The organism is Porphyromonas bobii (genome assembly GCF_943169685.1).
Taxonomy (GTDB): Bacteria; Bacteroidota; Bacteroidia; order Bacteroidales; family Porphyromonadaceae; genus Porphyromonas; species Porphyromonas pasteri.
Genome location: NZ_CALPBU010000001.1, coordinates 367,409 through 392,311, shown reverse-complemented (window position 1 = coordinate 392,311; position 24,903 = coordinate 367,409). Strand labels below are relative to the sequence as shown.

General features: G+C 53.5%; 16 protein-coding genes. 11 read left to right on the top strand and 5 right to left on the bottom strand.

All coding sequences use genetic code 11. The annotated features are described in order from the left end of the window. Nucleotides 1-450: 450 nt before the first annotated feature. The gene (scpA, locus tag KO088_RS01595) at nt 451-2,604 is read right to left on the bottom strand and encodes a methylmalonyl-CoA mutase (RefSeq protein WP_215493088.1); all 2,154 of its coding nucleotides are present in this window, start codon (nt 2,602-2,604) and stop codon (nt 451-453) included. Nucleotides 2,605-2,624: 20 nt separating this feature from the next. Next, nucleotides 2,625-4,484: a methylmalonyl-CoA mutase small subunit gene (gene mutA / locus KO088_RS01590; protein WP_215493086.1), complete on the bottom strand. Its 1,860-nt coding sequence runs from the start codon at nt 4,482-4,484 to the stop codon at nt 2,625-2,627. 864 nt (nt 4,485-5,348) lie between these two features. On the opposite strand from mutA, the gene KO088_RS01585 reads away from it, so the two are divergent. From KO088_RS01585 to tpx, 4 genes are all read left to right on the top strand, one after another. Next, nucleotides 5,349-6,518: a hypothetical protein gene (locus KO088_RS01585; RefSeq protein WP_215493084.1), complete on the top strand. Its 1,170-nt coding sequence runs from the start codon at nt 5,349-5,351 to the stop codon at nt 6,516-6,518. 159 nt (nt 6,519-6,677) lie between these two features. Further along, nucleotides 6,678-8,429 (top strand): phospho-sugar mutase, encoded by a 1,752-nt coding sequence (locus tag KO088_RS01580; RefSeq protein WP_215493082.1) that lies wholly within the window; start codon nt 6,678-6,680, stop codon nt 8,427-8,429. A gap of 80 nt (nt 8,430-8,509) precedes the next feature. Further along, the gene (locus tag KO088_RS01575; protein ID WP_215493080.1) at nt 8,510-9,223 is read left to right on the top strand and encodes a 2-phosphosulfolactate phosphatase; all 714 of its coding nucleotides are present in this window, start codon (nt 8,510-8,512) and stop codon (nt 9,221-9,223) included. A gap of 105 nt (nt 9,224-9,328) precedes the next feature. Next, on the top strand, nt 9,329-9,832 hold the full coding sequence (gene tpx, locus KO088_RS01570) for a thiol peroxidase (protein WP_060936113.1): 504 nt from the start codon (nt 9,329-9,331) through the stop codon (nt 9,830-9,832). Nucleotides 9,833-9,939: 107 nt separating this feature from the next. On the opposite strand, the gene tamL is transcribed toward tpx, so the two are convergent. From tamL to cbiE, 3 genes are read right to left on the bottom strand one after another with little or no spacing between them, the layout of a single operon-like run. Next, entirely contained in the window at nt 9,940-12,216 is a 2,277-nt protein-coding gene (tamL, locus tag KO088_RS01565) for a translocation and assembly module lipoprotein TamL (protein ID WP_215493077.1), read from the bottom strand. Then, complete coding sequence (locus tag KO088_RS01560) at nt 12,203-12,961, bottom strand: shikimate dehydrogenase family protein (protein ID WP_215493075.1); 759 nt, start codon at nt 12,959-12,961, stop codon at nt 12,203-12,205. The genes tamL and KO088_RS01560 overlap by 14 nt, the downstream gene beginning before the upstream one ends. A gap of 15 nt (nt 12,962-12,976) precedes the next feature. Further along, nucleotides 12,977-14,146, bottom strand: a complete 1,170-nt coding sequence (gene cbiE, locus KO088_RS01555; protein ID WP_215493339.1) for a precorrin-6y C5,15-methyltransferase (decarboxylating) subunit CbiE — start codon at nt 14,144-14,146, stop codon at nt 12,977-12,979. 566 nt (nt 14,147-14,712) lie between these two features. On the opposite strand from cbiE, the gene KO088_RS01550 reads away from it, so the two are divergent. The 7 genes from KO088_RS01550 to KO088_RS01520 all read left to right on the top strand — a co-directional run bounded on the left by KO088_RS01550 (nt 14,713) and on the right by KO088_RS01520 (nt 24,855). After that, complete coding sequence (locus tag KO088_RS01550; RefSeq protein ID WP_215493073.1) at nt 14,713-17,778, top strand: SusC/RagA family TonB-linked outer membrane protein; 3,066 nt, start codon at nt 14,713-14,715, stop codon at nt 17,776-17,778. 15 nt (nt 17,779-17,793) lie between these two features. Further along, nucleotides 17,794-19,509, top strand: a complete 1,716-nt coding sequence (locus KO088_RS01545; RefSeq protein WP_215493072.1) for a RagB/SusD family nutrient uptake outer membrane protein — start codon at nt 17,794-17,796, stop codon at nt 19,507-19,509. Between the two features lie 1,168 nt (nt 19,510-20,677). After that, on the top strand, nt 20,678-21,700 hold the full coding sequence (gene pheS / locus KO088_RS01540) for a phenylalanine--tRNA ligase subunit alpha (protein ID WP_215493071.1): 1,023 nt from the start codon (nt 20,678-20,680) through the stop codon (nt 21,698-21,700). 30 nt (nt 21,701-21,730) lie between these two features. Continuing rightward, nucleotides 21,731-22,393: an endonuclease III gene (gene nth / locus KO088_RS01535; RefSeq protein ID WP_215493070.1), complete on the top strand. Its 663-nt coding sequence runs from the start codon at nt 21,731-21,733 to the stop codon at nt 22,391-22,393. A gap of 2 nt (nt 22,394-22,395) precedes the next feature. Further along, nucleotides 22,396-23,352 carry an ABC transporter substrate-binding protein gene (locus KO088_RS01530; protein WP_215493069.1) on the top strand — a complete coding sequence of 319 codons (957 nt, stop codon included), beginning with the start codon at nt 22,396-22,398 and terminating at the stop codon, nt 23,350-23,352. 29 nt (nt 23,353-23,381) lie between these two features. Beyond that, nucleotides 23,382-24,095 carry an ABC transporter ATP-binding protein gene (locus tag KO088_RS01525; RefSeq protein WP_215493068.1) on the top strand — a complete coding sequence of 238 codons (714 nt, stop codon included), beginning with the start codon at nt 23,382-23,384 and terminating at the stop codon, nt 24,093-24,095. Next, entirely contained in the window at nt 24,082-24,855 is a 774-nt protein-coding gene (locus tag KO088_RS01520) for an ABC transporter permease (protein ID WP_215493067.1), read from the top strand. Before KO088_RS01525 ends, KO088_RS01520 begins: the two co-directional genes overlap by 14 nt. The last annotated feature ends 48 nt before the right edge of the window (nt 24,856-24,903 follow it).

Genomic DNA, 24,903 nt, shown 5'->3' with positions numbered 1-24,903 from the left:
AATACAGATAGGGGTCTACTAAAGAGATCGTTCTATATGCAAGATGACTATTCTTAGCTATCTGAATCTGGTAGCTAGAGCAGTCATAGTGACTCGGATCACTACGCTTCTCTTTCTTCCATTCCCGATATCTCTTATCAGCCATCCTATCTTGTACAAACCTTAGAATAGGATCAAAAGAAAAAGGAGCAGGCAATCTCATAGTACAATACCGCTCCCCTGCCATGAAAAAAGCTCTTGCACTTCTTCCATCCATATCTAGCACAGATCGTATTTGTTCTCGTCTCATAATTAGTACTTAATCTCTAAAGACCGAGCCAAAGATAAACAACTTATAAATGGGAATAAGCAAAGAGCTCATACTGTTGCTAATTAAAAAGAGGAGCGCCAGACCTCCTATGAGGTCTGGCGCTTCCTTTACCAAAGTAATGATAGAGAAGAGCCTCTTGCTTAGGCTTCTTCACCGAGGAGGATCTCGAGGACCTTAGCAGCGGAGTAAGCTACTGGGGTACCAGGACCGAAGATAGCGGCAACACCTGCGTTGTAGAGGAACTCATAGTCCTGAGCAGGGATGACACCACCAGCCGTGACGAGGATATCGGGACGGCCAAGCTTCTTCAGCTCTTCGATGACCTGAGGGATCAGCGTCTTGTGACCTGCAGCCAGTGAAGAGACACCCATCACGTGGACGTCGTTTTCGACAGCCTGACGAGCGGACTCTTCTGGAGTCTGGAAGAGAGGACCCATATCCACGTCGAAGCCACAGTCAGCATAGCCCGTAGCGACAACCTTTGCACCGCGGTCGTGACCGTCCTGACCCATCTTAGCGATCATGATACGGGGCTGACGACCTTCCTTTTCAGCGAACTTCTTAGCAAGAGCCTTAGCCTTGATGAAGTCCTGATCTTCGCCGGATTCTGAAGAATACACGCCTGAGATAGTACGAATGATAGCCTTATAGCGACCTACGATCTTTTCGCAGGCATCAGAGATTTCACCGAGAGAAGCACGGAGAGCTGCAGCCTTGACAGCGAGGTCAAGGAGGTTACCTTCCTTCGTCTCTACGCAGTGGGTGATAGCTTCGAGAGCAGCCTTGACAGCAGCTTCGTCACGACCCTTACGCAGATCATTCAGACGAGCGATCTGCTGCTCACGTACAGCAGTGTTGTCGATCTCGAGGATATCAATAGGATCTTCCTTCTCGAGGCGATACTTGTTGATACCGACGATGACCTGCTGACGAGAGTCGATACGAGCCTGCGTACGAGCTGCAGCTTCTTCGATACGCATCTTAGGCAGACCCGTTTCGATAGCCTTAGCCATACCACCCATGCTTTCGACTTCCTTGATGTGCTCCCATGCCTTGTGCATGAGTTCGTTCGTAAGGCTTTCGACGTAGTACGAACCTGCCCATGGGTCGATCTCCTTACATACGAGGGTCTCTTCCTGGATGTAGATCTGCGTATTACGAGCGATACGAGCTGAGAAGTCCGTAGGCAGTGCGATAGCTTCGTCAAGAGCATTGGTGTGGAGCGACTGCGTGTGACCGAGTGCTGCACCCATAGCTTCGATACAGGTACGACCTACGTTGTTGAAGGGGTCCTGCTCGGTGAGCGACCAACCAGACGTCTGGCTGTGCGTACGAAGCGCAAGGCTCTTGGGGTTCTCAGGGTTGAACTGACCGACGATCTTAGCCCAGAGGCAGCGTGCAGCACGCATCTTAGCGATCTCCATAAAGTGGTTCATCCCGATAGCCCAGAAGAAGGACAGACGAGGTGCGAACTTATCTACGGGGATACCAGCAGCGATACCAGCCTTGAGGTATTCGAGACCGTCAGCGAGCGTGTAAGCCATCTCGATGTCTGCCGTAGCACCAGCTTCCTGCATGTGGTAGCCGGAGATAGAGATCGAGTTGAACTTAGGCATATTCTGCGACGTGTACTCGAAGATGTCAGCGATGATACGCATCGAGAATTCGGGTGGGTAGATGTAGGTGTTACGCACCATGAACTCCTTGAGGATGTCGTTCTGGATCGTACCAGCCATCTCATCAAGCTTAGCACCCTGCTCGAGACCTGCGTTGATGTAGAATGCCATGACAGGAAGTACGGCACCATTCATCGTCATCGAGACGGACATCTTGTTGAGGGGGATACCATCGAAGAGCACCTTCATATCCTCCAGCGAGCAGATCGATACCCCAGCCTTACCGACGTCACCGACTACACGAGGGTGGTCAGCGTCGTACCCACGGTGCGTAGCGAGGTCGAAGGCTACGGAAAGCCCCTTCTGACCAGAGGCGAGGTTACGGCGATAGAAGGCGTTAGACTCTTCAGCCGTAGAGAAGCCTGCATACTGACGGATCGTCCAAGGACGCATAGCGTACATACCGCTATAAGGACCGCGCAGGTAAGGAGGAATACCGGAAGCATAGTCGAGGTGTTCCATCCCTTCGAGGTCGTGCGCCGTGTAGACAGGCTTGACGAGGATCTGCTCGGCAGTACGCCATACTGAGCTGTTATCCTGCTTCGAAGCCCATTCGACGGGGCAAGTCTGGGCAAAGCCTGCAGACTTAATATCTATGTTCTTGAATTGTGGTTTCATTTCTTCTGTCTCCTTACCGATTAGTTAATACCAAGCTTCTGGTTGAACTGGCGGAGCGTTTCGAGGACGTTGCTCTTCACGTTGATGAAGTTCTCGATGCCGACAGCCTTGAGGTCGTCTGCACAAGCAGGAGCACCTGCTACGACGAACTCAGCGCGACCTGCGAGATACTTGTACGCCTCAGGAGCGAACTCTGCATACTCATCATCGCTCGAGCAGAGGACGATGATCGAGGCACCAGCTGCGAGACCAGCGTCAACACCTTCCTGCACCGTAGCGAAGCCAAGGTTGTCGAGGACCTTGTAGCCAGCGCAAGCGAAGAAGTTACTGGAGAACTGAGAGCGAGCCAGACGCATGGCGAGGTTACCGATCGTGAGCATGAAGACCTTGACCTCCTTGCCACTACGCTCAGTAGCCAGACGAAGAGCTTCGAATTCGGAAGCACCACGGTCGAAGTTCAGAGCTTCGATCGAAGGAGTACCGCAGCCGCAGCTGTGACCACCTACTTCTGCCTGAGCGACCTTCTGTGCAGCCGTTTCGGTGAAGTTGGGGAACTGGTTCGTACCGAGGAAGATTTCCTTACGAGCAGCGACAGCAGCGTGACGCTTAGCGTTGCTGGCGTTGACCGCCTTCTGTACGCCACCAGCTTCGACAGCAGCAGCGAAGCCACCCTCTTCTTCTACAGCGAGGAAGAGCTTCCAAGCCTGCTCTGCGAGGGCGTTCGTCAGATGCTCGATATAGTAGGAGCCAGCAGCGGGGTCGATGACCTTGTCGAAGTGAGACTCTTCCTTGAGGAGGAGCTGCTGGTTGCGTGCGATACGTTCGGAGAAGTTGTCAGATTCCTGGTAGGTAACATCGAAGGGCTGTACCGTCAGAGAGTCTACACCGCCCAGGGTCGCTGACATCGCTTCGGTCTGTGTACGAAGGAGGTTAACGTGAGCATCGTAGATCGTCTTGTTCCAGGTAGAGGTGACAGCGTGCATGTGGATCTTAGCTGCGTCACCCTTATACTGGTCGCCGTAGGCACCGATGATCTCAGCCCAGAGCCAGCGTGCAGCACGGAACTTAGCCAGCTCCATGAAGTAGTTGGACCCTACGCCGAAGACGAACTTGATACGGCTCGTCAGTTCTTCGATGGAGTAGCCTGCTTCCGTGAGCTTGTCGATGAGCTCAGCACCCCAAGAGAGTGCATAGCCCAGCTCCTGGTAGATGTAGGCACCGGCGTTATTGATGTTGAGGGCATTGACCGTGAGGACGCGGTACTGAGGCAGGGGGCGGACAGCATCGAGGAGCTGTGCGCACATAGCCACCCACTGGGGGTTAGATATACCCTTGACGAGCTGCTTCTTGAAGGGATCGAAGTTGATCGAGCCCTTGCACTGTGCTACATCGGCTCCTACTTCGGTGAGATAAGCGGCCAGTTCGCCTGCGAGCTGAGCTGCTACAGAGATGCAGCAAGAGAAGTTCAGCTCGATAGCCTCGGGCATAATGCCCTTGAGCAGGATGGCCAGAGTTTCCTTGTTGACCTGATCGCGACGAAGCTTGAAGCCCAGCGAGGTAATCCCCTTATTGAGGATATCCAGTGCCTTTTCATTGGCCTCCTTGGGGTCATTTACATTGATGTCCTGACGGATGAGCCACTCATTGTCCATACGCGTGGAGCGGACATAAGGGTACTCTGCAGGCATCACTTTGGGGGTAGAGAGACCTTCGAGGTCTTCGCGACGATAGAAGGGGTTGACGTTGAATCCTTCGTTGGTACGCCAGACGAGCTTACGCTCGAAGTCAGCTCCCTTCAGGTCGGTCACGATCTTGTCCTTCCATTCCTGTGTGCTAATGGCAGGGAATTCGCTCAGTAACCGTTCTTTGTCAGTTGCCATAATAGTTCAATTTAGTGAATTGATTACTTATATCCGCAAAGGTAACGTAAATCAGTGAAACGACCTAGGCTCGCCAAAGGTTTTCCCGAGACGTGCAAAAGGCTGGCAGAATGCGATATCACCCTGTGGAGACACGTCGTATCATCCACAGCTCTCCCACCCTCTTCCCAACGGAGCGACTCACACCGCACTCCGACAGGTGATCCTCCGTATAAGAGGTGCGCAGTAGTAAGGACCTATATGCTGCATCTTCATTACTCTAAAGAGACTGTTACCTATAGTCCTGACCTCTATTTAGAGTGCTAAGGCATCGCACGTCCAGCTACCCGATATACCTCACCGAAGTGATACACAAGCCCTTCGCCTTATCGCGCGGATTCCTCTTATTCAGAGGAAGAGAAAGTATCATTCCCGTGAATAAAAAAGCGCCTTCACGTAGTGGTTTTCCTCTGTCTGTGTACGTAGTCTTAAAGACCAAGTAGGCAAATCCAAACATCCACGCACGAAGATATTAGATCCACGTACGTAGCCCAAATTTACCTAGCACTCGTCCACAACTTTTCATCCCTACGCGGAGCAACAACCTAATATAGGTCACTTCACAAAGCCATATTAGGAATCAATCCAAAGCTATATAGCTTTCTTCGTCATCCTATTATAGCTCTACCCGCGTACTCATATAATTTATTAGGTGTAGGGAGGAGCTTACACAAGTCGAAGTCGGCGCTTCATTAAGCTCCCAGGGGCTATAGAGCGGCACATTTGCGACAACGCTATTGCGAAGTCAGTATTTTATTTATCTTTGCCTTTGATAAAAGATAACATCAGGCGCATAGCGCTTTACAAACGTAAACATTAACAGAAATGAAGAAATCCCTTGCACTTCTGGCACTTGCCAGCCTCTTCATCGGGACGACATCCTGCCGCAAGAAGGATGAACCCAAGCCCGCTCCAGTAGTATCTACCGACCCCAACACAACTGACGCCTCTGCGGATGTCACTGCGATCAAGAGCTCTCAGGCTGTCCTCACGGTACCTGCGGGTTCTGTGGTCTACATCGAGCCCCAGACGGGTCTTAAGATCCTCGGTGCTACGATGGACGCTACTGACAAGACGAAGTATACCGTCGGCACCAATGGCCTCCTCGGTATCAATGGGAACGTAGAGAAGCTCAAGATCCAGAGCGACGATATCACAAACCTCAGCCTTCCTAAGTCTTCTCCTCTCTTGAAGACCCTCATCCTTGTATCAAAGAGCTCTTCTGCTACGGCCACTGCAACGGCAATCGACCTCTCTGGACTGACGGACCTGGAGTCCCTCCTCATCGCTGGCTACTCAATCGAAAGCCTTGACCTCACCAAGCTAAATAAGCTGAAGAACCTCGGAATTGGTGCGTGGGAGCTGGGCGCAAACTTCCCCGAGATGACGGATGCCTTTGGCTCTGTACCTGAGAAGGCCTCTCGCATCAGCGAAGTCAAGCTTCCCGCTAACAACGTCATCGAGAATTTCATCGTGCGCACTGCAACCCTGCAGGATGGTAAGTGCGACTTCGACAATCTGCCTAAGCTGAAGAAGTTCTTCTGCCAGTCTCCCTTCTTCTCAAACTTCACGTTCGCTAAGAGCACGGAGCTGGAAGTCCTCTACGCAACCGCACCAACCGCTGGTATCAAGCTCAATGCAGACCTCGGCAGCAAGCCTAAGCTGAAGGATATCACATTCCGCAACGCCACCCTCTCCAAGTTCGCTGTCAGCAATGCAACGAATGTGGTACTGAAGGATAGTAATGCTGGCGCTATCGCTGTTGAATTTGACAACATCCCCGCAGCACAGGCTCTACAGTACATCGTTAGTAAAGCTAATGCGAGTGTAACCAGCATCACGCTGAAGAACATAACAATCTCTGAGGAGAATCTTATCAAGATGATCAAGAGACTGCAGACTTCAGGTGGCACCCTTAAGGTTAAGGGCGAGCTCCTCACCACGGCTGTCAATGCTGCTCTCTCAGCTAAGGGCTGGACGGGTTCCCCTCTCTAAGCCATAGCCGAAGAGGCTAACACCATATCACTACGCCCCCACCTACGGATACCTATCCGCCAGGTGGGGGCGTAGCGTTTCCCTTAGAAATGTCTTATCTTTGTTAGTAGTTATTCACAATTTAGAGAATACAACTCTCATCATACATCCAACGGACACATGGAACAAGACACCTTCTTAGCCCAGGTACGTGCCAAGGCCCAAGGCTGGCTGACACCTGGATACGATGAACAGACGCGCGCCGAAGTACAACGCCTCCTCGATGCTGAAGATACCACGGAGCTCGTCGAAGCCTTCTACAAGGACTTAGAGTTCGGTACGGGTGGGCTACGCGGGATCATGGGCGTAGGCTCCAATCGCATGAACCGCTACACCGTCGGAGCCGCTACACAGGGCCAGGCGAACTACCTCAAGCAGGCTTTCGCTTCCCTCCCCGAAATCTCGGTAGCTATCGGCCATGATTGCCGTAATAATAGTGATGTCTTCGCGCGCATCACCGCTGAGGTCTTCTCTGCTAACGGCATCAAGGTCTATCTCTTCGAGGGCCTTCGTCCTACGCCCGAGGTATCCTTTGCTATTCGTGAACTGGGCTGCCAGAGCGGCGTAATGATCACTGCATCGCACAACCCCAAGGAATACAACGGCTACAAGGCTTATTGGTCTGACGGGGCACAGATGCTGGCTCCTCATGACCGCAACACGATCATCGAGGTCAATAAGATCACGCGCGCTGAAGATATCCGCTTCGAAGCTCGCCCCGAGCTCATACACTTCCTCGGCGAAGAGTTCGACAAGCGCTTCATTGAGCGTGTCGCTTCACTCTCTGCGCCCCAGAAGGAGTCTATCGCACGCCACCACGACCTGAAGATCGTCTACACGCCTATTCACGGTACCGGTGTACGCATCATTCCTGAAGCACTGCGTGCTATTGGCTTCACGAACATCATCAACGTCCCTGAGCAGGATGTCGTCAGCGGAAACTTCCCCACCGTCCACTCTCCCAACCCCGAGGAGCCCGCAGCCCTCGAGCTGGCTATCCGTCGTGCCGAGGAGACTGGTGCTGATATCGTCTTAGCGTCCGACCCTGACGCAGACCGCATCGGGGTAGCAGTACGCAACGAGGAGGGTAAGATCGTCCTCATCAACGGGAACGAGATTTGCTCCCTCCTGACCTACTACGCCATCGCCAATCGTCGAGACGCTGGCCTCCTCCAGCCTACCGACTACGTCGTCAAGACCATTGTAACCACAGAGCTCATCCGTGCTATCGCAGAGAAGTCTAACGTCATACTCTTCGACTGCTACACGGGCTTTAAGTGGATCGCAGACGTCATCCGCAAGAACGAAGGCAAGCTGAACTACATCGGTGGTGGTGAAGAGAGCTACGGCTTCCTCCGAGAGGACTTCATCCGAGACAAGAGCTCAGTATCGGCCTGCTGCATGTTCGCCGAGCTCGCTGCATGGGCAGCCGACCGTGGCATGTCTATCTACCAGCTCCTCCAGCAGGTCTTCGTAGAGTATGGTCTCTACAAGGACCAGGGTGTCAGTGTAGTCCGCAAGGGTAAGAGCGGTGCCGAAGAGATCGAAGCTATGATGAAGAACTTCCGTGAGAATCCCCTCAAGACTCTCGCAGGAAGCCCCGTCGTCGAGGTCCTCGACTACGCCAAGCTCCAGGGCCTCTGGCTCGACAAGGGCGAGGTCTTCACGCTCGATATGCCTACGACCAGCAACGTACTCCAGTACAAGACAGCTGACGGGACGAAGGTATCTATCCGTCCCTCTGGCACGGAGCCCAAGATCAAGTTCTACATCGGTGTACGTGGGAAGGTAACTTCTAAGGAAGACCTCCCCGCGGCTGAAGCCGCCTGCCTCGAGAAGATCCAGATCATCCGTCAGGAGCTCGGTATCTAACCCCTCTCCACCTTCGATACACATCGCTACCTCCCGTGGGTAAACCATCCGCGGGAGGTAGCTTCATTTTATCATCCTCTATGCAAGTCTATCTCTGTCCCTCCCCTAAACTCTATCCGCTCTACCACCGCCCTAATAGTATCGTCATCATCGTGGACATCTTCCGAGCCTCGACCACGATGGTCGCAGCCTTTGCCCATGGAGCTAAGGGAATACTCCCTGTGGCTTCGACCGAAGAGGCTGAGGAGACAGGCAAACGTCTGGGTGCACTCATCGCGGCCGAACGCAATGTTGTACGCTGTGACTTCGCCCAGCTCGGCAATGATCCCGCAGAGTACACGACAGACTTAGTCAGCGGGCGTGAGATCGTCTTCACGACGACCAATGGTACGCGAGCCCTCACGATAGCTCGAGAGCATGGTGCAGAGGAGATTCTCGTCGGGGCACTAACTAACCTGCGTGCGACCATCGACTACTGCCAGCGCTCCGGCCGTGATGTCGTCGTACTCGCCGCAGGCTGGAAGGGACAGGCCTCCATGGAGGATATGCTCTATGCAGGCGCCTTCACCGTAGAAGCGAGAGCAATCGCAGGTGACGATACCACCCGTATGGTGCGCGACCTGTGGCAGGACCACGCAGCGACTCTCGATGCTCGTACAGAGTACATCAAAAGTAGTGACCACTATGTACGACTAGAGCAAGCAGGCTTCGCAGACTGTGTGACCTACTGCATGAGCCTAAGCCTCTTCGACCTCGTCCTACGTCTGGAAGATGGCTGGCTTCGTGCACTGTAGTCGCATGCTCGAGTGAACATAGCCGGCAGCCAGATAGTTATAAGAGCAAATAAGCTAACCCCCTCCTACCTTTCTAGCAAGGAGACAAAAACAATACAACAAGCAATGGCAACAGTCACTTTCAAAAAAGACCTCACCGTACACCTCTCTGGTGAAATGCCTGCCGTAGGCACTACCGCTCCTAACTTCGGGGCTACGAAGACGAACCTCAGTGAGATCCACCTCGAGGATCTGCGTGGTCAGCGTGTCGTACTCAATATCTTCCCCAGCGTTGACACAGGCGTCTGCGCTACCAGCGTCCGTCGCTTCAATGCCGAAGCTTCTAAGCTCGACAACACCGTCGTCCTCTGTGTATCTAAGGACTTGCCTTTCGCTCAGTCACGCTTCTGCGGTGCTGAAGGCCTCGACAAGGTAGTACCCGTATCAGTCTTCCGCCACAACTGCTTCACGGAGCACTATGGCCTCGAGCAGCAGGATGGTCCTCTGGCTGGTCTCTTGGCACGTGCCGTCGTCGTCATCGATGAGGCTGGCAAGATCCTCTACACCGAGCTCGTCCCCGAGATCACGCAGGAGCCCAACTACGAAGCTGCACTCGCTGCACTGAAGTAGTTCAAGGGAACTTACTCCATATTAATAAGAGAGCGTCGCATAGTCCACTGTGGTGGAGCTATGCGACGCTCTGCTTTTAGCCCGTACGTAGCGCGAGATGCTACGAATTAGAAGGGGTAGCCAATAGCAATGTTGAAGGCAAGTAGCTGCTTTGGCTCTTGGTAGGTGATGACCCAAGGACGGCCATTCTCCACCTGTGGATCGTGGAGCTTAGCCCCCACATCGAAGCGGAGGACAAAATAATCAAAGTCCCAGCGCAGCCCCAGCCCACTCGACAGGGCGATCTCCTTGTAGAAGCGGTTCCACTGGAAGTCTCCCTGCGGCTGATTCTGATAGGCACGTATCGTCCAGATATTCCCAGCATCAGCGAAGAGGGCGAGCTGGAGAGGACCAAGGATCTTCATACGGTACTCTGCATTCATCTCAAGCTTGATATCCCCGACCTGATCGAAGATAGATTGGCTTGCTGAGCGAGGCATACTACCAGGGCCAAGGCTACGCGCAGACCAGCCACGCAGGCTATTAGCGCCACCAGCGAAGTAGCGGAGGTCAACAGGCACGTACTGACTATTGCCATAGGGATAAGCTACAGCCAGCCCCAGATGATAGGCAAAGGCATTCCCTTCACTCAGCTTACGAAGCCCACTATAGTCAATCTCCCCCTTGACGAACTGGGCAAAGTTCGTCTCGAAGAAGCGATACGACCCGTAGGTATCACGTTCCCTATTTAGCAGTGCCGATACCCCATAGAGCAGACTTCCCGACGACTGGATGAAGAGGCGTAGGTTATGTACCCAAGGCGAAGTCGAGAGGCGGTAGTCATTGAGCGAGTTGTAGCGGAAGAGGTACGAAGCCCCAAGGACAAACTGATCTCGGTAGTTCAAGATCTGAGTGATGAGCGGCATCGAGCGACGGAAGTCCTCATTGATATAGCCGAAGTGAAGGAAATCCAAGTCGATGACCTTCAGCTGATGGCGATAGGCGGGCGTGTAGTGGCTGTGCCAGCTATAGCCCCACTTGAAGGAGAAGATATCACGGCTGAACTCTGGACGGCGGTGGTGGTCATAGCTCACCTGTAAGCTTGTCGAAGACAGGATCGTCGATGGCCCCTTCGAGTGGCGGAAGGGCACGAGCAGACGAGGGAAGGTAAGCGAGGCCTCTGCCCCATAGTTTAAGTGGTCATTGCGGCGCTCGCCGAGGCTCTCATAGCCACCACGTAGCTGGAGGTGGAGCTGCTCCCCACCATGGAAGAGGTTGCTATTTTGGAAGTTCAGCGAAGAGCTCACCCCAAAGTTCCCTGAGGAGTTCGTCCCGACAATATCCCCACCGATACTCTTCGTCTGGGTGGAGGCAGCGGTAATGTCACAGTCCAAGACAGCAGAGTCCGTAGCGAGCGTATCTGGGTGGTACTGGATCGAGACGCTCTGCAAGGTTGGCAGTTCGCTCAGAGCAGTATAGGTAGATGAGGTATGCTGCATCGAGTAGAGTGCACCTGGACGGATCCAGATACGTCGAGCGAGCTCTGAGGGGCGGATATAGTGCTTCGGATCAAGATCGAAGCTGATACCATCACGCGCCTGCTTCAGGGACTCACCCGTCTCATGACGAGCGATCTGACGCATCCGCACGCGTCCGATGCGATAGGTCTTCTCGGGCGAGTGGACTACGCTACGTACCCATACATCCGAGGGCACCAGCGTATCGACCTCGAATCGGACACTATCACCAGAGAAGGTATAGTAGCCTCTATTACGAAGAATCTGAGTGATACGCTCCTGCTCGGCCTGCATATTCTGAGGAGAGAGGATAGCACCTGAGTGGAGATAAGAGCGATAGCGCTCACCACGGAAGCGACGCTTCTCGATGAGTGTATCTTGAGGGTAAAGATGCTGGACAATACTGCTATCCTGGATGGACTCTGAGAAGCGGCCTACGCGTAGACGACGACCAGGTGTGATAGTGTATATCAGACGAGCTCGCTTGGCCTTAGTCGTATCCACACGGAGAGTCGTCTGAGCCTTGAGGTAGCCCATATTGTACATCGCTGCGGTGAGGTTGGCTCGACCAAACTCAGCTTCTTCTGCGCTATAGAGCACAGGAGGATCTCCCCACTTACGCAGCTGACGATTGAGGAAACTATTACTCTTCGGGTTACTCAAGCTATAGAGCCCAAGTGTCCAGTCAAAGAGCCCCAAGAGCTTTGTATTGGGGCGTTGTGGAAGGAAGGACTCAAGGTCACCGAGCTGCTCCCGCTCTGTCTGATCGAGGGAGTCCACTTGGATAGTGACCTTCGTAAGTAGGTAGCTCCCGTCCCCGACGTACTTCGTCGTCGAGCAGGAGGCCAAGGCCAGCGCAAGGGCCAAGGCATATCTATTCTTCTTCATTCGCTGTCCATAGCTGCCAAGCCTTATCGGCCTGGAGGTGTAGCATCTCGAGACCATCCTTCGCTCTTGCTCCGCTCTGCAGGGCTCGACGGAGGAAGGTCGTCGGTGAGGGATTATAGATGAGATCATAGCAAAGGTGAGACTCCCCAAGAGCCTCGTAGGGCAAGGGGAGGCACTCTCCTTCGTGAAGACCTATGGGCGTGGCATTAATCCATAGAGGGGTCGCTTTCCCCTCTTCTCTTGTCAAGCTTTCGTAAGAGCGCTGTCCGCTCTGAGGAGTACGGCTCACCTGCTCATAGCTGATACCGAGTTGCTCAAGAGCATAGAGTACGGCAGAGGCCGCACCTCCCGTACCGAAGACCCAAGTATGAGGTCGCTCCTCGCCAAGAAGAGGGACCAGTGAGTGGTAGAAGCCCCAGACATCCGTATTATGTGCGGTGATATGGAGCTTTCCTGAAGGAGTACGCTCAATACAAAGTACGTTGGCAGCCTGCAGATGCTCCACTTCGGGAGAGCAAGCGTCTACATAGCGAAGCACCTCTCGCTTATAAGGGAGCGTAACGTTCAGCCCTCGGAGCGAAGGATGAGTAGCCAATAGTTCGGGCAACTCCTCTATCCGCTGGAGCTCGTAGCTATCATACGAAGCATCTACCCCGAGACGATCAAAGAGCTCCAAGAAATATCGAGGAGAGAAGGAGTGTCCCAGGGGGCGACCTATGAGCCCATAGCTACAACGTGTCGGCATCTACTCTGCTGATATCTATTTCCCCTTAGCCTGGAGGATAGTGATAGGATTGTGGGCATCGACCATAAGGAGCGTCTCATAGGAGATATGCCAACCGACTCGCTCGATGGCCTCGCGGAAGAGCGCCAGTGTCTCCTCTGAGACCGAGTTGAAGACGAGCACGCCATCAGCTCCCATAAGCGCAGTGAGGCGCTCAACAAACTTAATGAGCTTCCCCCCATGCCCACCGATGAAGGCGGCCTCGGGGCGGGGAAGCGACTCAAGATCTTGGCTAAGGAAGTCTCCAATATGATAGTCAATACCTGGAGCATGGAAGCGACGGCTATTGACCTCCATAAGCTCCTTCCCCTCGGGACGCACCTCGAAGGAGGTCACCAAGAGATGAGGGTAGCGGAGCTTGGCCTCGATAGATACCGAGCCTGTGCAGAAGCCTACATCCCAGAAGCTACGACGTCGCTCAAGCTCGAGCAGACTCAGGCTCACCAGACGCACCGGCATCTTCGTGATCATATTCACACGACCATTGAGGGGGAAGAAATCCAGCTCTTGCAGGCCAATCGGAGCATCGTATGCGGTGGGCTGTGGGTCTTCAATGATCAGGCAGTTGGGGTGACCGAACTCTCGTCCGACAACTTCATGTAGCGGGAGGCTATAGACTTCCTCTCGGCTCCCTCCGAGTCGCACCCCGATATGCATCTGATAGCCCGTATAGCCATAGTCGATCATCCGCTGAGCGATGAGCGCTGGGGTATTCTTCTTATCCGTCAAGACTCCCACCTTTGCAGCACGCTCGATGAGAGCACGATCCAGCTCCAGCCAAGGACGTCCCGTCAGTGAGACGACACGCATATCATGGTAGGGCAAGCGCAAGCTATGTGCGAGCATCTGCAGAGAGCTAAAGGAGGGGAAGGTCTGTGCGACCTGCCCAGGGAACTCGCGCATGAGTGTCGTAGTGAAGCCAAAGAAAAGCGGATCACCAGAAGCAAAGACCAACACGGGCTCGTCTAAGGCACGATACTCCTGATAGACCGCACTGAGGGGAACAATAATATCGATCCATACAGCACCTGCGGGAAGTATATCGGCGACGAGTTCGCGGTGGCGACGCCCCCCCGAGAAGACTCGATGCTGAGCGATGAGTTGCTGTACTTCGGGGGAGAAGAGGGGGCATTGCTCATCGTTCATTCCTACGACGGTGAAGCGAAGCCCTTGGGTTGTAAGATTCTTTTCGTCCAAGAGTAGTATCAAGCTTATCTATTATAGGTCGCAAAGGTACTAATAATAAGGTGGGCTTCTCCCCTATTCCTAAGCGGTCTTCCGAGTGATGCTTTTTGAAGCAGTACTGGTCGATGATCGAACCAGTACTGGTCACCCTAAGCAACCAGTACTGCTCAGCGTCGCGACCAGTAGTAGTCAACTCAGTGACCAGTACTGGTCAATATTCCCCTTCTAAAATAGTGCTCTCCACCTCAGAAGAAAAAGCCTCCGACCACTCAGTGGTAGTCAGCTCTTCCCAATACAATATTATACCTCCTTCTTGCAGGCTCAAGAAGAGAGGGAGGTCCATTTATGGATAGAATCTACCCCTATATATGGCTTCATCTATACAAGGTAAGAAGCTGGAAGATAAGCTAATGATTTCCTTCATTATTTTATTAAATCAAATCACCTTAGAGACCTCGTCTATCCTATAGAAATGACCTATATTTACCCTCCAGAAAGCATTACACCAACCATAAAAACGCTGAAGAATGAAGAACGAAAGACCACTTTCTCGTCAGGCTCGGCTACGGAGTACACTCGTTGTCTCCCTGCTCACCCTCTGCTCCATGCCCCTTGCGGCAAATGCAGCCATAGAGCAAGAGCCGTCGTCAAGTCCTGTCACACTCACCCAAGTAGCAGGTAAGATACGCGGGCACATCGTGGATGCTACGACTGGAGAGCCCATCGTCGGGGCAAGTATCCGCATCAAAGGCAACAAACGTATCGGGAGCATCTCCGACAAGCATGGTGGATATACCTTGTCTGCTTCCCCAGGGGTGACACTGATCATCTCCTGCGTCGGGTACGAAACCTTAGAGATCCAGGCGATAGAGAAGGATCAAGTCATCCAGCTAAAAGAGAACTCCAAGACCCTCGGTGAGCTCGTCGTCGTCGGCTATACTACACAGCGCAAGGAGAGCCTCACAGGAGCTATGATTAACCTTAAAGCCAGCAAACTCAAGGACATCACTACTCCCTCCGTTTCTAACCTCCTCAATGGCAAGGCCCCTGGCGTATATGTCGCACCTGGATCAGGACGCCCTGGCTCGAGCGCAGCCGTGGTGATACGTGGACAAGCCACCCTCAACGGGAACACACGCCCCCTCTGGGTCATCGATGGTGTGATCGTGGGTGATGACCCTGGTCAGCTCAGCCCTCAGGACATTGAGAGCCTCACGATCCTCAAGGATGCAGCCTCCACAGCGATCTATGGCTCTGCTGGAGCAAACGGTGTCGTTGTAGTCACGACCAAGAGTAGCCGCTCGGGCAAGCTCCGCACCTCAGTCTCTATGCGCACTGGTATCAGCCAGCTAACCAATGGCAACCTGCACATGATGAATGGAGCCGAACTCTACGACTACTTTGCCTCCACAGGCAATGCCAGCACCATCCCCTTCCCTCGATGGAAACCAGCCCTACGCAATGACAACTTCGACTGGTGGAAGCTGGCTACACGCACCGGCGTCTCTCAGGACTATAACCTCACCCTACAAGGGGGGAGCGAAACGATGAACTCCCTCTTCTCCTTAGGCTACTATGATGAGAAGGGTGCTGTCAAGGGCTTTGACTACAAGCGCTACAACTTCCGTCTGAAGACCAGCTATAAGCCTCTCAGCTGGCTCACGATTCGTCCTATGATCAGCGGAGCAATGCAGAACTCTGAGGATAGACAATACTCTATCTCTGCAATGTACTCGATGCTCCCTTGGGATAGCCCATACGACGCTGGGGGGAAGCTTGTCCCCCACAAATACTCAGAATGGGTAAATAGCAACAGCACGAATTACCTCCGTGACCTGCAGTGGAACCACTATGATGGGAGCTACTACGAATTCATGGGTAACCTTGACTTCGACGTTCGTATCGCACCTTGGCTCACCTTCTCCTCAGTCAATAACTACAAGTACGTCCACAGCACGGGTCACGGCTACGAAGATCCTCGCTCCAATGGTGGAGAGAGCGTCCAAGGTCGTATCACCGAGTATCATGGACAAGTAGCTCGTCGCTACTCAAACCAGAAGCTCCTCACAAATAATAGCTGGGGCCTGCATAACCTCAATGGGTTGCTTGCTTATGAGTTCAACGACTACTGGGGTAAGTCAACCAGCGCCAACGGGACGGGCTTTGTCCCAGGCTTTGAGGTACTGGACATCACCGCTAAGCCCGAGAAGGCTAAGGGTGGGATCGCTGAATGGGCAGTACAGTCCGTCTTCGCTAATGCTCGCTATAGCTACGACAACCGCTATCTCCTCGAAGGATCTATCCGCCGTGACGGTGCCTCCAACCTCGGTTCAAGAGCCAAGTATGGTACCCTCTTCTCTATCAGTGGTGGGTGGAGCATCCACCGCGAATCATGGTTTGGGATCAAGGCTTTCGACCAGCTGAAGCTCCGCGCCTCCTATGGCTCGGCTGGTAACCGTCCATCCGCCCTCTACCCCCAGTATGACCTCTACTCGATAGCATCCAGCTACAACGCTCAGCCCGGTATGCTCATCTCTCAGATCGGGAATAATGACCTTACTTGGGAGCGTACCTATACTGCGGGCATCGGGCTTGACGCTTCGCTCTGGTCAAACCGCCTACGCCTTACCCTTGATCTTTACTCCAAGAAGACCGACAACATCCTCTATAATGTACCCGTCACCAGCCTCACAGGTGTGACTCACATCTACCGTAACATCGGTAAGATGGCCAATAAGGGTATCGAGGTAGCTATCGGTGGTGATATCATCCGTAGCAAGGACCTCACCTGGAGCCTTGACCTCAACGTCGGACACAACGCCAATAAGCTCACCGACATCTTCCGTCAGTATGATCCCTCAGGGCAGTACATCGCCAAGCCTGTCATCATCGGTGACGGGAGCGATATCGCTGGCTCTGCCTCCCGCATCCTCGAGATAGGCTCTCCTATCGACACCTATTACATGCCTGAGTGGGCTGGAGTAAATCCTGATGACGGGCGCCCCATGTGGTATAAGGAAGGGACTAACGGAGAGCGCGTCACGACCAGCAACTACGCTGAAGCCAAGTACTACAAGCTGGGCTCTGCTGCACCTAAGGTCTTCGGGGGGATCACGACGAACCTCCGCTGGAAGGAGTTCGACCTCTCGGCTACGTTCGGCTATGCTCTCGGTGGACAGATCTACAACTACTCTCGCCAAGAGCTCGACTCTGACCTCACCTACACCGACCGCAATCAGATGTCACTGCAGAAGGGTTGGTCACGCTGGCAGAAGAAGGGCGACGTCGCCACTCACCCACGCGCCCTGTACAACAACAAGGATAACGGTAACAAGGCCTCTTCTCGCTACCTCGAGGACAACTCCTTCTTCAAGCTACGTACTCTCAGCCTTGGCTACAACCTCACCCTTCCTCAGCTGAAGGTACAGAACCTCCGTATCTACCTCAATGCTGAGAACCTCTTTACCCTGACGAAGTACTCAGGAGTAGACCCCGAGCTTCCCGCCTCCGATGGCTCTGTCATGGGGACGACGGGCATCAGCGTCTATCCTCCTGTCCGTCGCTTCGTCCTCGGGCTCAACCTCTCACTCTAGCTACACGATACAGATATGAATAAGATACTAATGCTACTGGTGTCCTCCTGCCTACTGGTAGCCTGCAATATTGACAGAGAGCCCAAGGGGAGCATGTCCAGCCAGCGTATCCTCGAGCATCCAGAAGAGGCTATCGATGGGATGACCCACGGGATGTATGCCCAGCTCAAGACCTGGAGTGACGTCATGCATCGCTGCGGCGAGTATGCGGGGGACAACATCATGATACGTGGCGCCTCGACAGATGCCTTCTTTGAGTTCATCTCCTTCAACCGCACCCCACAGAACTACCGCCTACAGGCCTTCTGGGATAATAGCTACAAGGCTATCATTCAGGCCTCGAACATTATCGAGCTCTATGGCACCTCCACCGACGAGGAAGTCAAGGCTCATGTGGGAGAAGCTTACTTCGTGCGTGGCTTCCTCTACTTCTACCTCGTGAGAGCCTATGGCCGCCCCTACTATCAGGACCCAGAGAAGAACCTCGGTGTACCTATCATCAAGAGTGCCCCCAAGGACGTCTTCGATAAGTTCACGCTCCCCGACCGTGCTACCGTAGCAGAGACCTATGCACAGGCTATTGAAGACTTGAAGCAGGCTGAGACGCTCCTGCCCGAGCGCTCAGGTACGCCCTTCTATGCATCCAAGGGTGCAGCTCAGGCTTTGCTCTCCCGCCTCTACCTCTATATGAGTGGCACCTATGAGCAGCCCAATAGGCAGTATGCTCAGCTGGCCTCCGAGTATGCCACGAAGGTCATCTCGAGTGGGAAGTATTCGCTCCTCAATCGAGAAGACTTCATGAAGTACAATCAGCTCCTTCCTGAGAGCAACAAGGAGTCCATCTTCGTTGTCCGCCGTCTGGCCTCTGAATACTCTGGTTACGACCACTACTATGGAGTCGGTGGTATGTATGCCAATATCGGAGGTATGGGCTGGGGCGAGATGTACGCCAGCGCTAAGTACCTTGCCCTACTTGATGAGACGGGACGAAATGACTTCCGCCCTACCAGCACTCGTATCGTAGATGCTCGTGCCGCCTTCATTGAGCCCGTGTACGCACCTGAGAAGACGGAGGTATTCCGCTTCATCAAGAGCGAAGAGTCAGGAGACCTCAACTACGTGCAGCTCCCCATCACTCGCTCCAATGGTCAGATCATAGCCAAGGAAGCCAAGGATTCGGGGCAGGCGGAGTCTTACACCTTGACTGCGATAGATGCAAATCAAGAGATCTACAGCATCACCTATAAGGGGAAGACTTACCGAGGAGTAATCGACCTATATATCAAGCTCAACAGAGCCTACCCGATGTTCTACATCACGAAGTGCTCCCGTGAGGGTGAGAATAGCCACCTGCACTCGCCTGTCATCTCTCGTCTCGGCGAAGTGTACCTCAACCGAGCTGAAGCAGAAGCTAAGCTCGGGAACTATAGCGCAGCACTCACGGACCTCAATATCATACGCACACGCTCTATCCCTGGTGCCGCCTATGCCAGCCTCGATGCTACGAACGCATCCGAGCGCATCGACAAGGAGCGCCAGCTGGAACTCGCCTTCCAAGCTGAGCGTAGCTATGATGTATTCCGCAACGGAGGCTCACTCGTACGTCGCTACCCTGGAGCTCATCACCAGCGTGAGGACATTGCCCCCACAGACTATCGTGTGGTATACTTCATCCCACAGAATGCTATCGATGCCTACCCAGGTAAGCTGACCCAGAACCCCACCCACTAAGAGAGGTACTCGATATCACTTCTTCAGCTCGCCAGCATCACCGCTGTCGACTGGGGAGCTACCAATAAAGCCAACGGGGCAGAGAGGATGGATCCCTCCCTGCCCCGTTAATTTTATCCTTACGCCTTAGACAAGCATCTACTTGAGACCATTGCGCAAGGCCGTCTCTTCACAGCTTGCACTTTTCTCCTTCGAACTTCTTAGCCTAAAGACTCCGATTTTCAAGGGAAGGAGGTGCGAGTAATGAAGAGGTGGTCTTGCGCAATGGTCTCAATAGGTATATGGATGTGTGAGGTAGAGCTATATAGGATGGCGAAGAATGCTATATAGCTTTACACTGATTACTATATAGCTTTGTACTGATTACTATATAGCTTTGCACCGATTACTATATAGCTTTGCACCGATTACTATATAGCTTTGCACCGATTACTATATAGCTTTGTACTGATTACTATATAGCTTTGCACTGATTACTATATAGCTTTGTGCTGATTACTATATAGCTTTGTGAAGTGACCTATATTAGGTCGTTGCTCCGCGTAGGGGTAAAAGTTGTGGACGAATGGCAGATAAGTTTGGGCTACGTACGTGGCTCTAATATCTACGTACGTGGATATTTGGATTTACGTGCCTGGTCTTTAAGACTACGTGCGTAGATAGGGGAAAACCACTACGTGAAGGTGCTTTTCCTTTCACGAGAACGATGCTTTTCCCACGGCTGAATAAGAGAAATACTCGCGATAAGGCGAAGGGCTTGTGTATCTCTTCGGAGAGGCATTTCGGGGAGCTGGGCATGCGATGCCTTGCACAACAAGTAGGGGCGGGACTCTCGGCAACAGTCTCCTATATAGCTATGCTATGGGAAAGAAGAGCCACCAGAGAGCATGTGCGAAACGGTAGAGGGTCAAAGCGATAGCAATAGTTGTTTGCCATCGAATCAGTAGTGGTTTCATATCCAAACGACTATTCGTTCGGATGTGAAACAAATAGTGGTTTGCCCCCAAGCCAATCGTTGTTCACTTGCAGAGCAATAGTCGACTGTAAATCAGCCCAGCCTCAATACGGCTTGCAGGTGAGGAGGAGATTTTGATGAGGGAGCCCTGGCCCACAAGCCACCTCCGTGGAATTCACTACCTTTACACCTCAAAATAAAGGGTATTAGTTCATGCAAGAAAGAATACAACAACTCACTGCCGAGCTACAAGCACTGACGGCACACTCTGAGCAGGAAGTCGAAGACCTTCGCATCAAATATATCAGTAAGAAGGGGCTCGTTTCCCAGCTCTTCGACGAATTCAAGACCGTCCCTAACGAAGAAAAGCGACAGGTCGGCCAACTCCTCAACGCCCTCAAGACGCTGGCTACGGACAAGATCAACGAGCTACGCGCTTCTCTGAGCTCTGGTGGAGATGACGAAGGTCTGGGTATCGACTGGTCACGTACGGCTTACCCCACTCCATTAGGCTCACGCCATCCGCTGACCATCGTTCAGCAGGAGATCTGCTCCATATTCGCACGCCTTGGCTTCTCTATTGCCGAAGGACCTGAGATCGAAGATGACTGGCATGTATTCTCTGCCCTCAACTTCGCCGAAGACCATCCTGCACGTGATATGCAGGATACGTTCTTCGTGCGCAATGTCCCTGGTACGCTCCTACGTACCCATACCTCCTCGGTACAGACTCGCACGATGCTGGAGTCAGAGCCTCCCATCCGTGTCATCTGCCCAGGTCGCGTATATCGCAATGAGGCCATCTCCTACCGCGCACACTGCTTCTTCCATCAGCTGGAGGCTCTCTATGTAGACCAAAACGTATCGTTCGCTGACCTCAAGCAGGTACTGCTGTACTTCGCTCAGGAAATGTTCGGCACCGACACGAAGATTCGCCTCCGCCCCTCTTACTTCCCCTTCACGGAGCCATCGGCAGAGATGGATATCTCCTGCAACATCTGTGGCGGTAAGGGCTGTAACTTCTGTAAGCACACGGGCTGGGTTGAGATCCTCGGATGCGGTATGGTCGACCCTAACGTACTGGAGAACTGTGGCATCGACAGCCGTAAGTACAGCGGCTATGCCCTCGGTATGGGTGTAGAGCGTATCACAAACCTCAAGTATCGAGTCAGCGACCTGCGTCTCTTCTCAGAGAATGACGTGCGCTTCCTTGAGCAGTTCAAGGCTGCTCATTAATACGAGCTACACAAAGAGTAACTACGAGCTGTGACGCGTAAAGAGCGATACGAAGCCGTCATCGGATGGTTTGAAGAGCATATGCCTGTGGCTGAAACTGAGCTACACTACACCACTCCCTTTGAGCTGCTGGTGGCTGTGATTCTCTCAGCCCAATGCACGGACAAGCGGGTGAATATGATCACTCCACGCCTCTTCCGACAGTATCCGACAGCCGAAATCATGGCACGAGCTGAGGTGGAGGACATCTTTGAGCTCGTGCGGAGCGTTAGCTATCCCCGCGCTAAGGCTGGTTACCTTGTAGCTATGGCTCAGCGGCTCGTCGCAGACTATCAGGGCGAAGTCCCTGAGGAGCGTGAGGAGCTGATGAAGCTCCCAGGTGTCGGGCGCAAGACGGCCAACGTAATCGCTTCGGTCATCTATAACCGCCCTACGATGGCAGTCGATACACACGTCTTCCGTGTATCTAACCGCATCGGACTGACGACCAATTCCAAGACACCTCTCGAGACGGAGCTCACCCTCATCAAGTATATCCCCGAGCACCTCATTCCCAAGGCGCACCACTGGCTTATCTTGCATGGACGCTATGTATGTACAGCCCGCAAGCCTCAGTGTACGACCTGTGGATTAGCTCCCTACTGCCGCTACTTCGCAGCACTGGAGCGTAAGAAACTCAATTCGAAGGAATAGATATGAAACGATCGCTGCGCACGGGGATTTTCCTCGCGCTCGGTATGGCGCTCATCACAGGGGCTATGTTCCTCTCTGGCGCTTGTTCGCAAAAGGGGAAGAGCAACCCCACAGATAGCACTCACCTATGCATCGGGGTGATGCCCTCTATTGACTACCTACCGATAGCAGTAGCTGAGCAGCAGGGCTTCTTCACTCATCCCATAGAGATCGTGCGCTTTGCCTCCCCCATGGAGCGTGATGCTGCACTGCAGACGGGCTCCGTAGATGCCTCAGTCACGGACTATATGGGAGCCATGCTCCTACATTCCAAGGGGCTGAAGGTATCTCTTCCCATCGCTTGTCAAGGGGGCTTCCGTCTGGTCTTCGGGCGCAATAAGGAGCTCGACGCGATCTCCGACCTGCGAGGCAAGCATATCGGTCTATCCTCCAATACGCTTATCGACTATGCTACCGAGCGTGCCCTCGTGGATGCTAAGGGCAAGCCGCTACCCTACACACGTGTAGAGGTGCAGAAGATCCCCATTCGCTTAGAGATGCTCAGCTCGGGTGAGCTGGATGCCGCTATTCTCCCAGAGCCCTTCGCTACGATCGGAGCATCCAAGGGTCTGGTAGCTATTGACGTACCTAATGGACTCACGGTGGGCATCACGGGGCTTCTCTTCCAAGACGAAGCACTCACGAAGAAGTCAGCCGCAGTGAAGGCTTTCATCGAGGGATACAACAAGGCCGTCGCCTACATGGCCCAGCATCCCCGAAAGGACTGGTCTGCCGCCGTAGAGCAGCTCCTCGGTGTATCCAAGGATCTTGCCTCGCAGATTCCCCTCCCCACCTATGCTGAGGTCACCGCACCTAAGTCAGAGGACTTTCAGCCCATCCTTAGCTGGATGAAGGCTAAAAAGCTCGTACCTGAGAGCTACACGGCAGAGGGGCTGATCCGCCCAATCATCGCGGAGTAGCTCACCACTCCTCTATCACATCCCCCTCTATGTCCGAGCCTCTACTATATGTCTCCGACCTAAGCGTACGCTATAGCGAGCGCCGTGAAGTGACGACTGCACTCAGGGATGTGAGCTTCAGTTTGGGGAAAGAGATCGTGACGATCATCGGGCCATCGGGAAGCGGGAAGTCCAGCCTCTTACACGCCTTAGCGGGGATTATCCGCCCGAGCAAGGGAACGCTGCAACTCTCGGGCGTACCACTCAGCCCCCGTACCCATCAGATTGCACTCGTCCCCCAGCAATATGGGCTCTTCCCCTGGAAGACAGTAAGAGAGAACATACACCTGCCAGCTGCACTCGGCAAACGTATCGTCTCATCCGACCTGCAAGAGGAGATTCTCACGACTCTATCGCTTACCGATCTCTTAGACCGCTACCCCAGCGAACTAAGTGGAGGTCAGTGCCAGCGTGTAGCCCTTGCGCGTGCCTTCATCATGAAGCCGGATCTACTTCTCCTCGACGAAGCATTCTCAGCCCTCGATGTAGCGACGGCAAGTCGCTCTCGTCAGCTCTTCCTCGAGCTGTGGCAGCGCTATCCTACCCCCACCCTTTGCGTCACCCATAGCCCCGTAGAGGCAACGACGTTATCGGAGCGCACCCTACTCATCGGAGGAAAGCCAGGAACCCTCCTCGCTGACCACCGAGGAGCTACCGCAAGTATGCTGGAGGAAGAACTACGCCACTTAGATGAAGTCCTTTAGCCGTCACCTCCTGCAGCTCCTACTTGGAGCCACTATCTTGCACGCTCTCTGGCTGGCAGGCTACCTACTTATCCGTAGCGAAGTCTTACCTGCCCCATGGGCGGTCTATACCCATATGGCTCACCTCAATGGGTCTGACCTTCTTGCTCACACCTTGATGAGCCTGCAGCGCATCGGCTGGGGTATACTCATCGCGACCATACTCTCAGCCATCCTCTCCCTCTCGATGATCCTCTATCCTCGAGTAGGGCGCATCCTATCTACCTTCATCTACTTCACCTACCCCATACCTAAGCTAGCCCTCCTCCCCGTAGTCATGCTCCTGGGTGGCCTTGGGGAGGCAACGAAGGTGGTGATGATCGTGCTAATCATACTCTTCCAGCTAGCCGTATCAATGCGAGATGCCCTGCTTGCGATTCCCGAGGAGCATTTTGCTGTAACTCGCTCGCTCGGTGCGAGCACTTGGGGACTCCTTCGTCACCTCCTCCTCCCCGCAGCCCTCCCCGCAGCACTATCTGCACTACGCATAGCTATCGGCACAGCTATCTCCGTGCTCTTTGTTACCGAGACATACGGCACGACCGAGGGGCTTGGCTACTATATATCCGATGCCTGGATGCGCATTGACTACCTAGACATGTACGCTGGGATAGCGCTACTGAGTCTCATGGGTGTCGGGCTCTTCATTCTGATTGACCTCCTCGAGGCAATACTCTGCCCCTGGCAATCCATAGGCAGAGACAAAGCATACCGCGCATAGCACTCTGTGCGTTGTCACTATGAGAGGGGCTTTGTTTCTCCCCTCCAT

Excerpts from the sequence above, each read along its gene's own strand:
- scpA (WP_215493088.1), bottom strand. The coding sequence starts at position 2,604 with ATGAAACCACAATTCAAGAACATAGATATTAAGTCTGCAGGCTTTGCC.
- mutA (WP_215493086.1), bottom strand. The coding sequence starts at position 4,484 with ATGGCAACTGACAAAGAACGGTTACTGAGCGAATTCCCTGCCATTAGC.
- KO088_RS01585 (WP_215493084.1), top strand. The coding sequence starts at position 5,349 with ATGAAGAAATCCCTTGCACTTCTGGCACTTGCCAGCCTCTTCATCGGG.
- KO088_RS01580 (WP_215493082.1), top strand. The coding sequence starts at position 6,678 with ATGGAACAAGACACCTTCTTAGCCCAGGTACGTGCCAAGGCCCAAGGC.
- KO088_RS01575 (WP_215493080.1), top strand. The coding sequence starts at position 8,510 with ATGCAAGTCTATCTCTGTCCCTCCCCTAAACTCTATCCGCTCTACCAC.
- tpx (WP_060936113.1), top strand. The coding sequence starts at position 9,329 with ATGGCAACAGTCACTTTCAAAAAAGACCTCACCGTACACCTCTCTGGT.
- tamL (WP_215493077.1), bottom strand. The coding sequence starts at position 12,216 with ATGAAGAAGAATAGATATGCCTTGGCCCTTGCGCTGGCCTTGGCCTCC.
- KO088_RS01560 (WP_215493075.1), bottom strand. The coding sequence starts at position 12,961 with ATGCCGACACGTTGTAGCTATGGGCTCATAGGTCGCCCCCTGGGACAC.
- cbiE (WP_215493339.1), bottom strand. The coding sequence starts at position 14,146 with ATGAACGATGAGCAATGCCCCCTCTTCTCCCCCGAAGTACAGCAACTC.
- KO088_RS01550 (WP_215493073.1), top strand. The coding sequence starts at position 14,713 with ATGAAGAACGAAAGACCACTTTCTCGTCAGGCTCGGCTACGGAGTACA.
- KO088_RS01545 (WP_215493072.1), top strand. The coding sequence starts at position 17,794 with ATGAATAAGATACTAATGCTACTGGTGTCCTCCTGCCTACTGGTAGCC.
- pheS (WP_215493071.1), top strand. The coding sequence starts at position 20,678 with ATGCAAGAAAGAATACAACAACTCACTGCCGAGCTACAAGCACTGACG.
- KO088_RS01530 (WP_215493069.1), top strand. The coding sequence starts at position 22,396 with ATGAAACGATCGCTGCGCACGGGGATTTTCCTCGCGCTCGGTATGGCG.
- KO088_RS01525 (WP_215493068.1), top strand. The coding sequence starts at position 23,382 with ATGTCCGAGCCTCTACTATATGTCTCCGACCTAAGCGTACGCTATAGC.
- KO088_RS01520 (WP_215493067.1), top strand. The coding sequence starts at position 24,082 with ATGAAGTCCTTTAGCCGTCACCTCCTGCAGCTCCTACTTGGAGCCACT.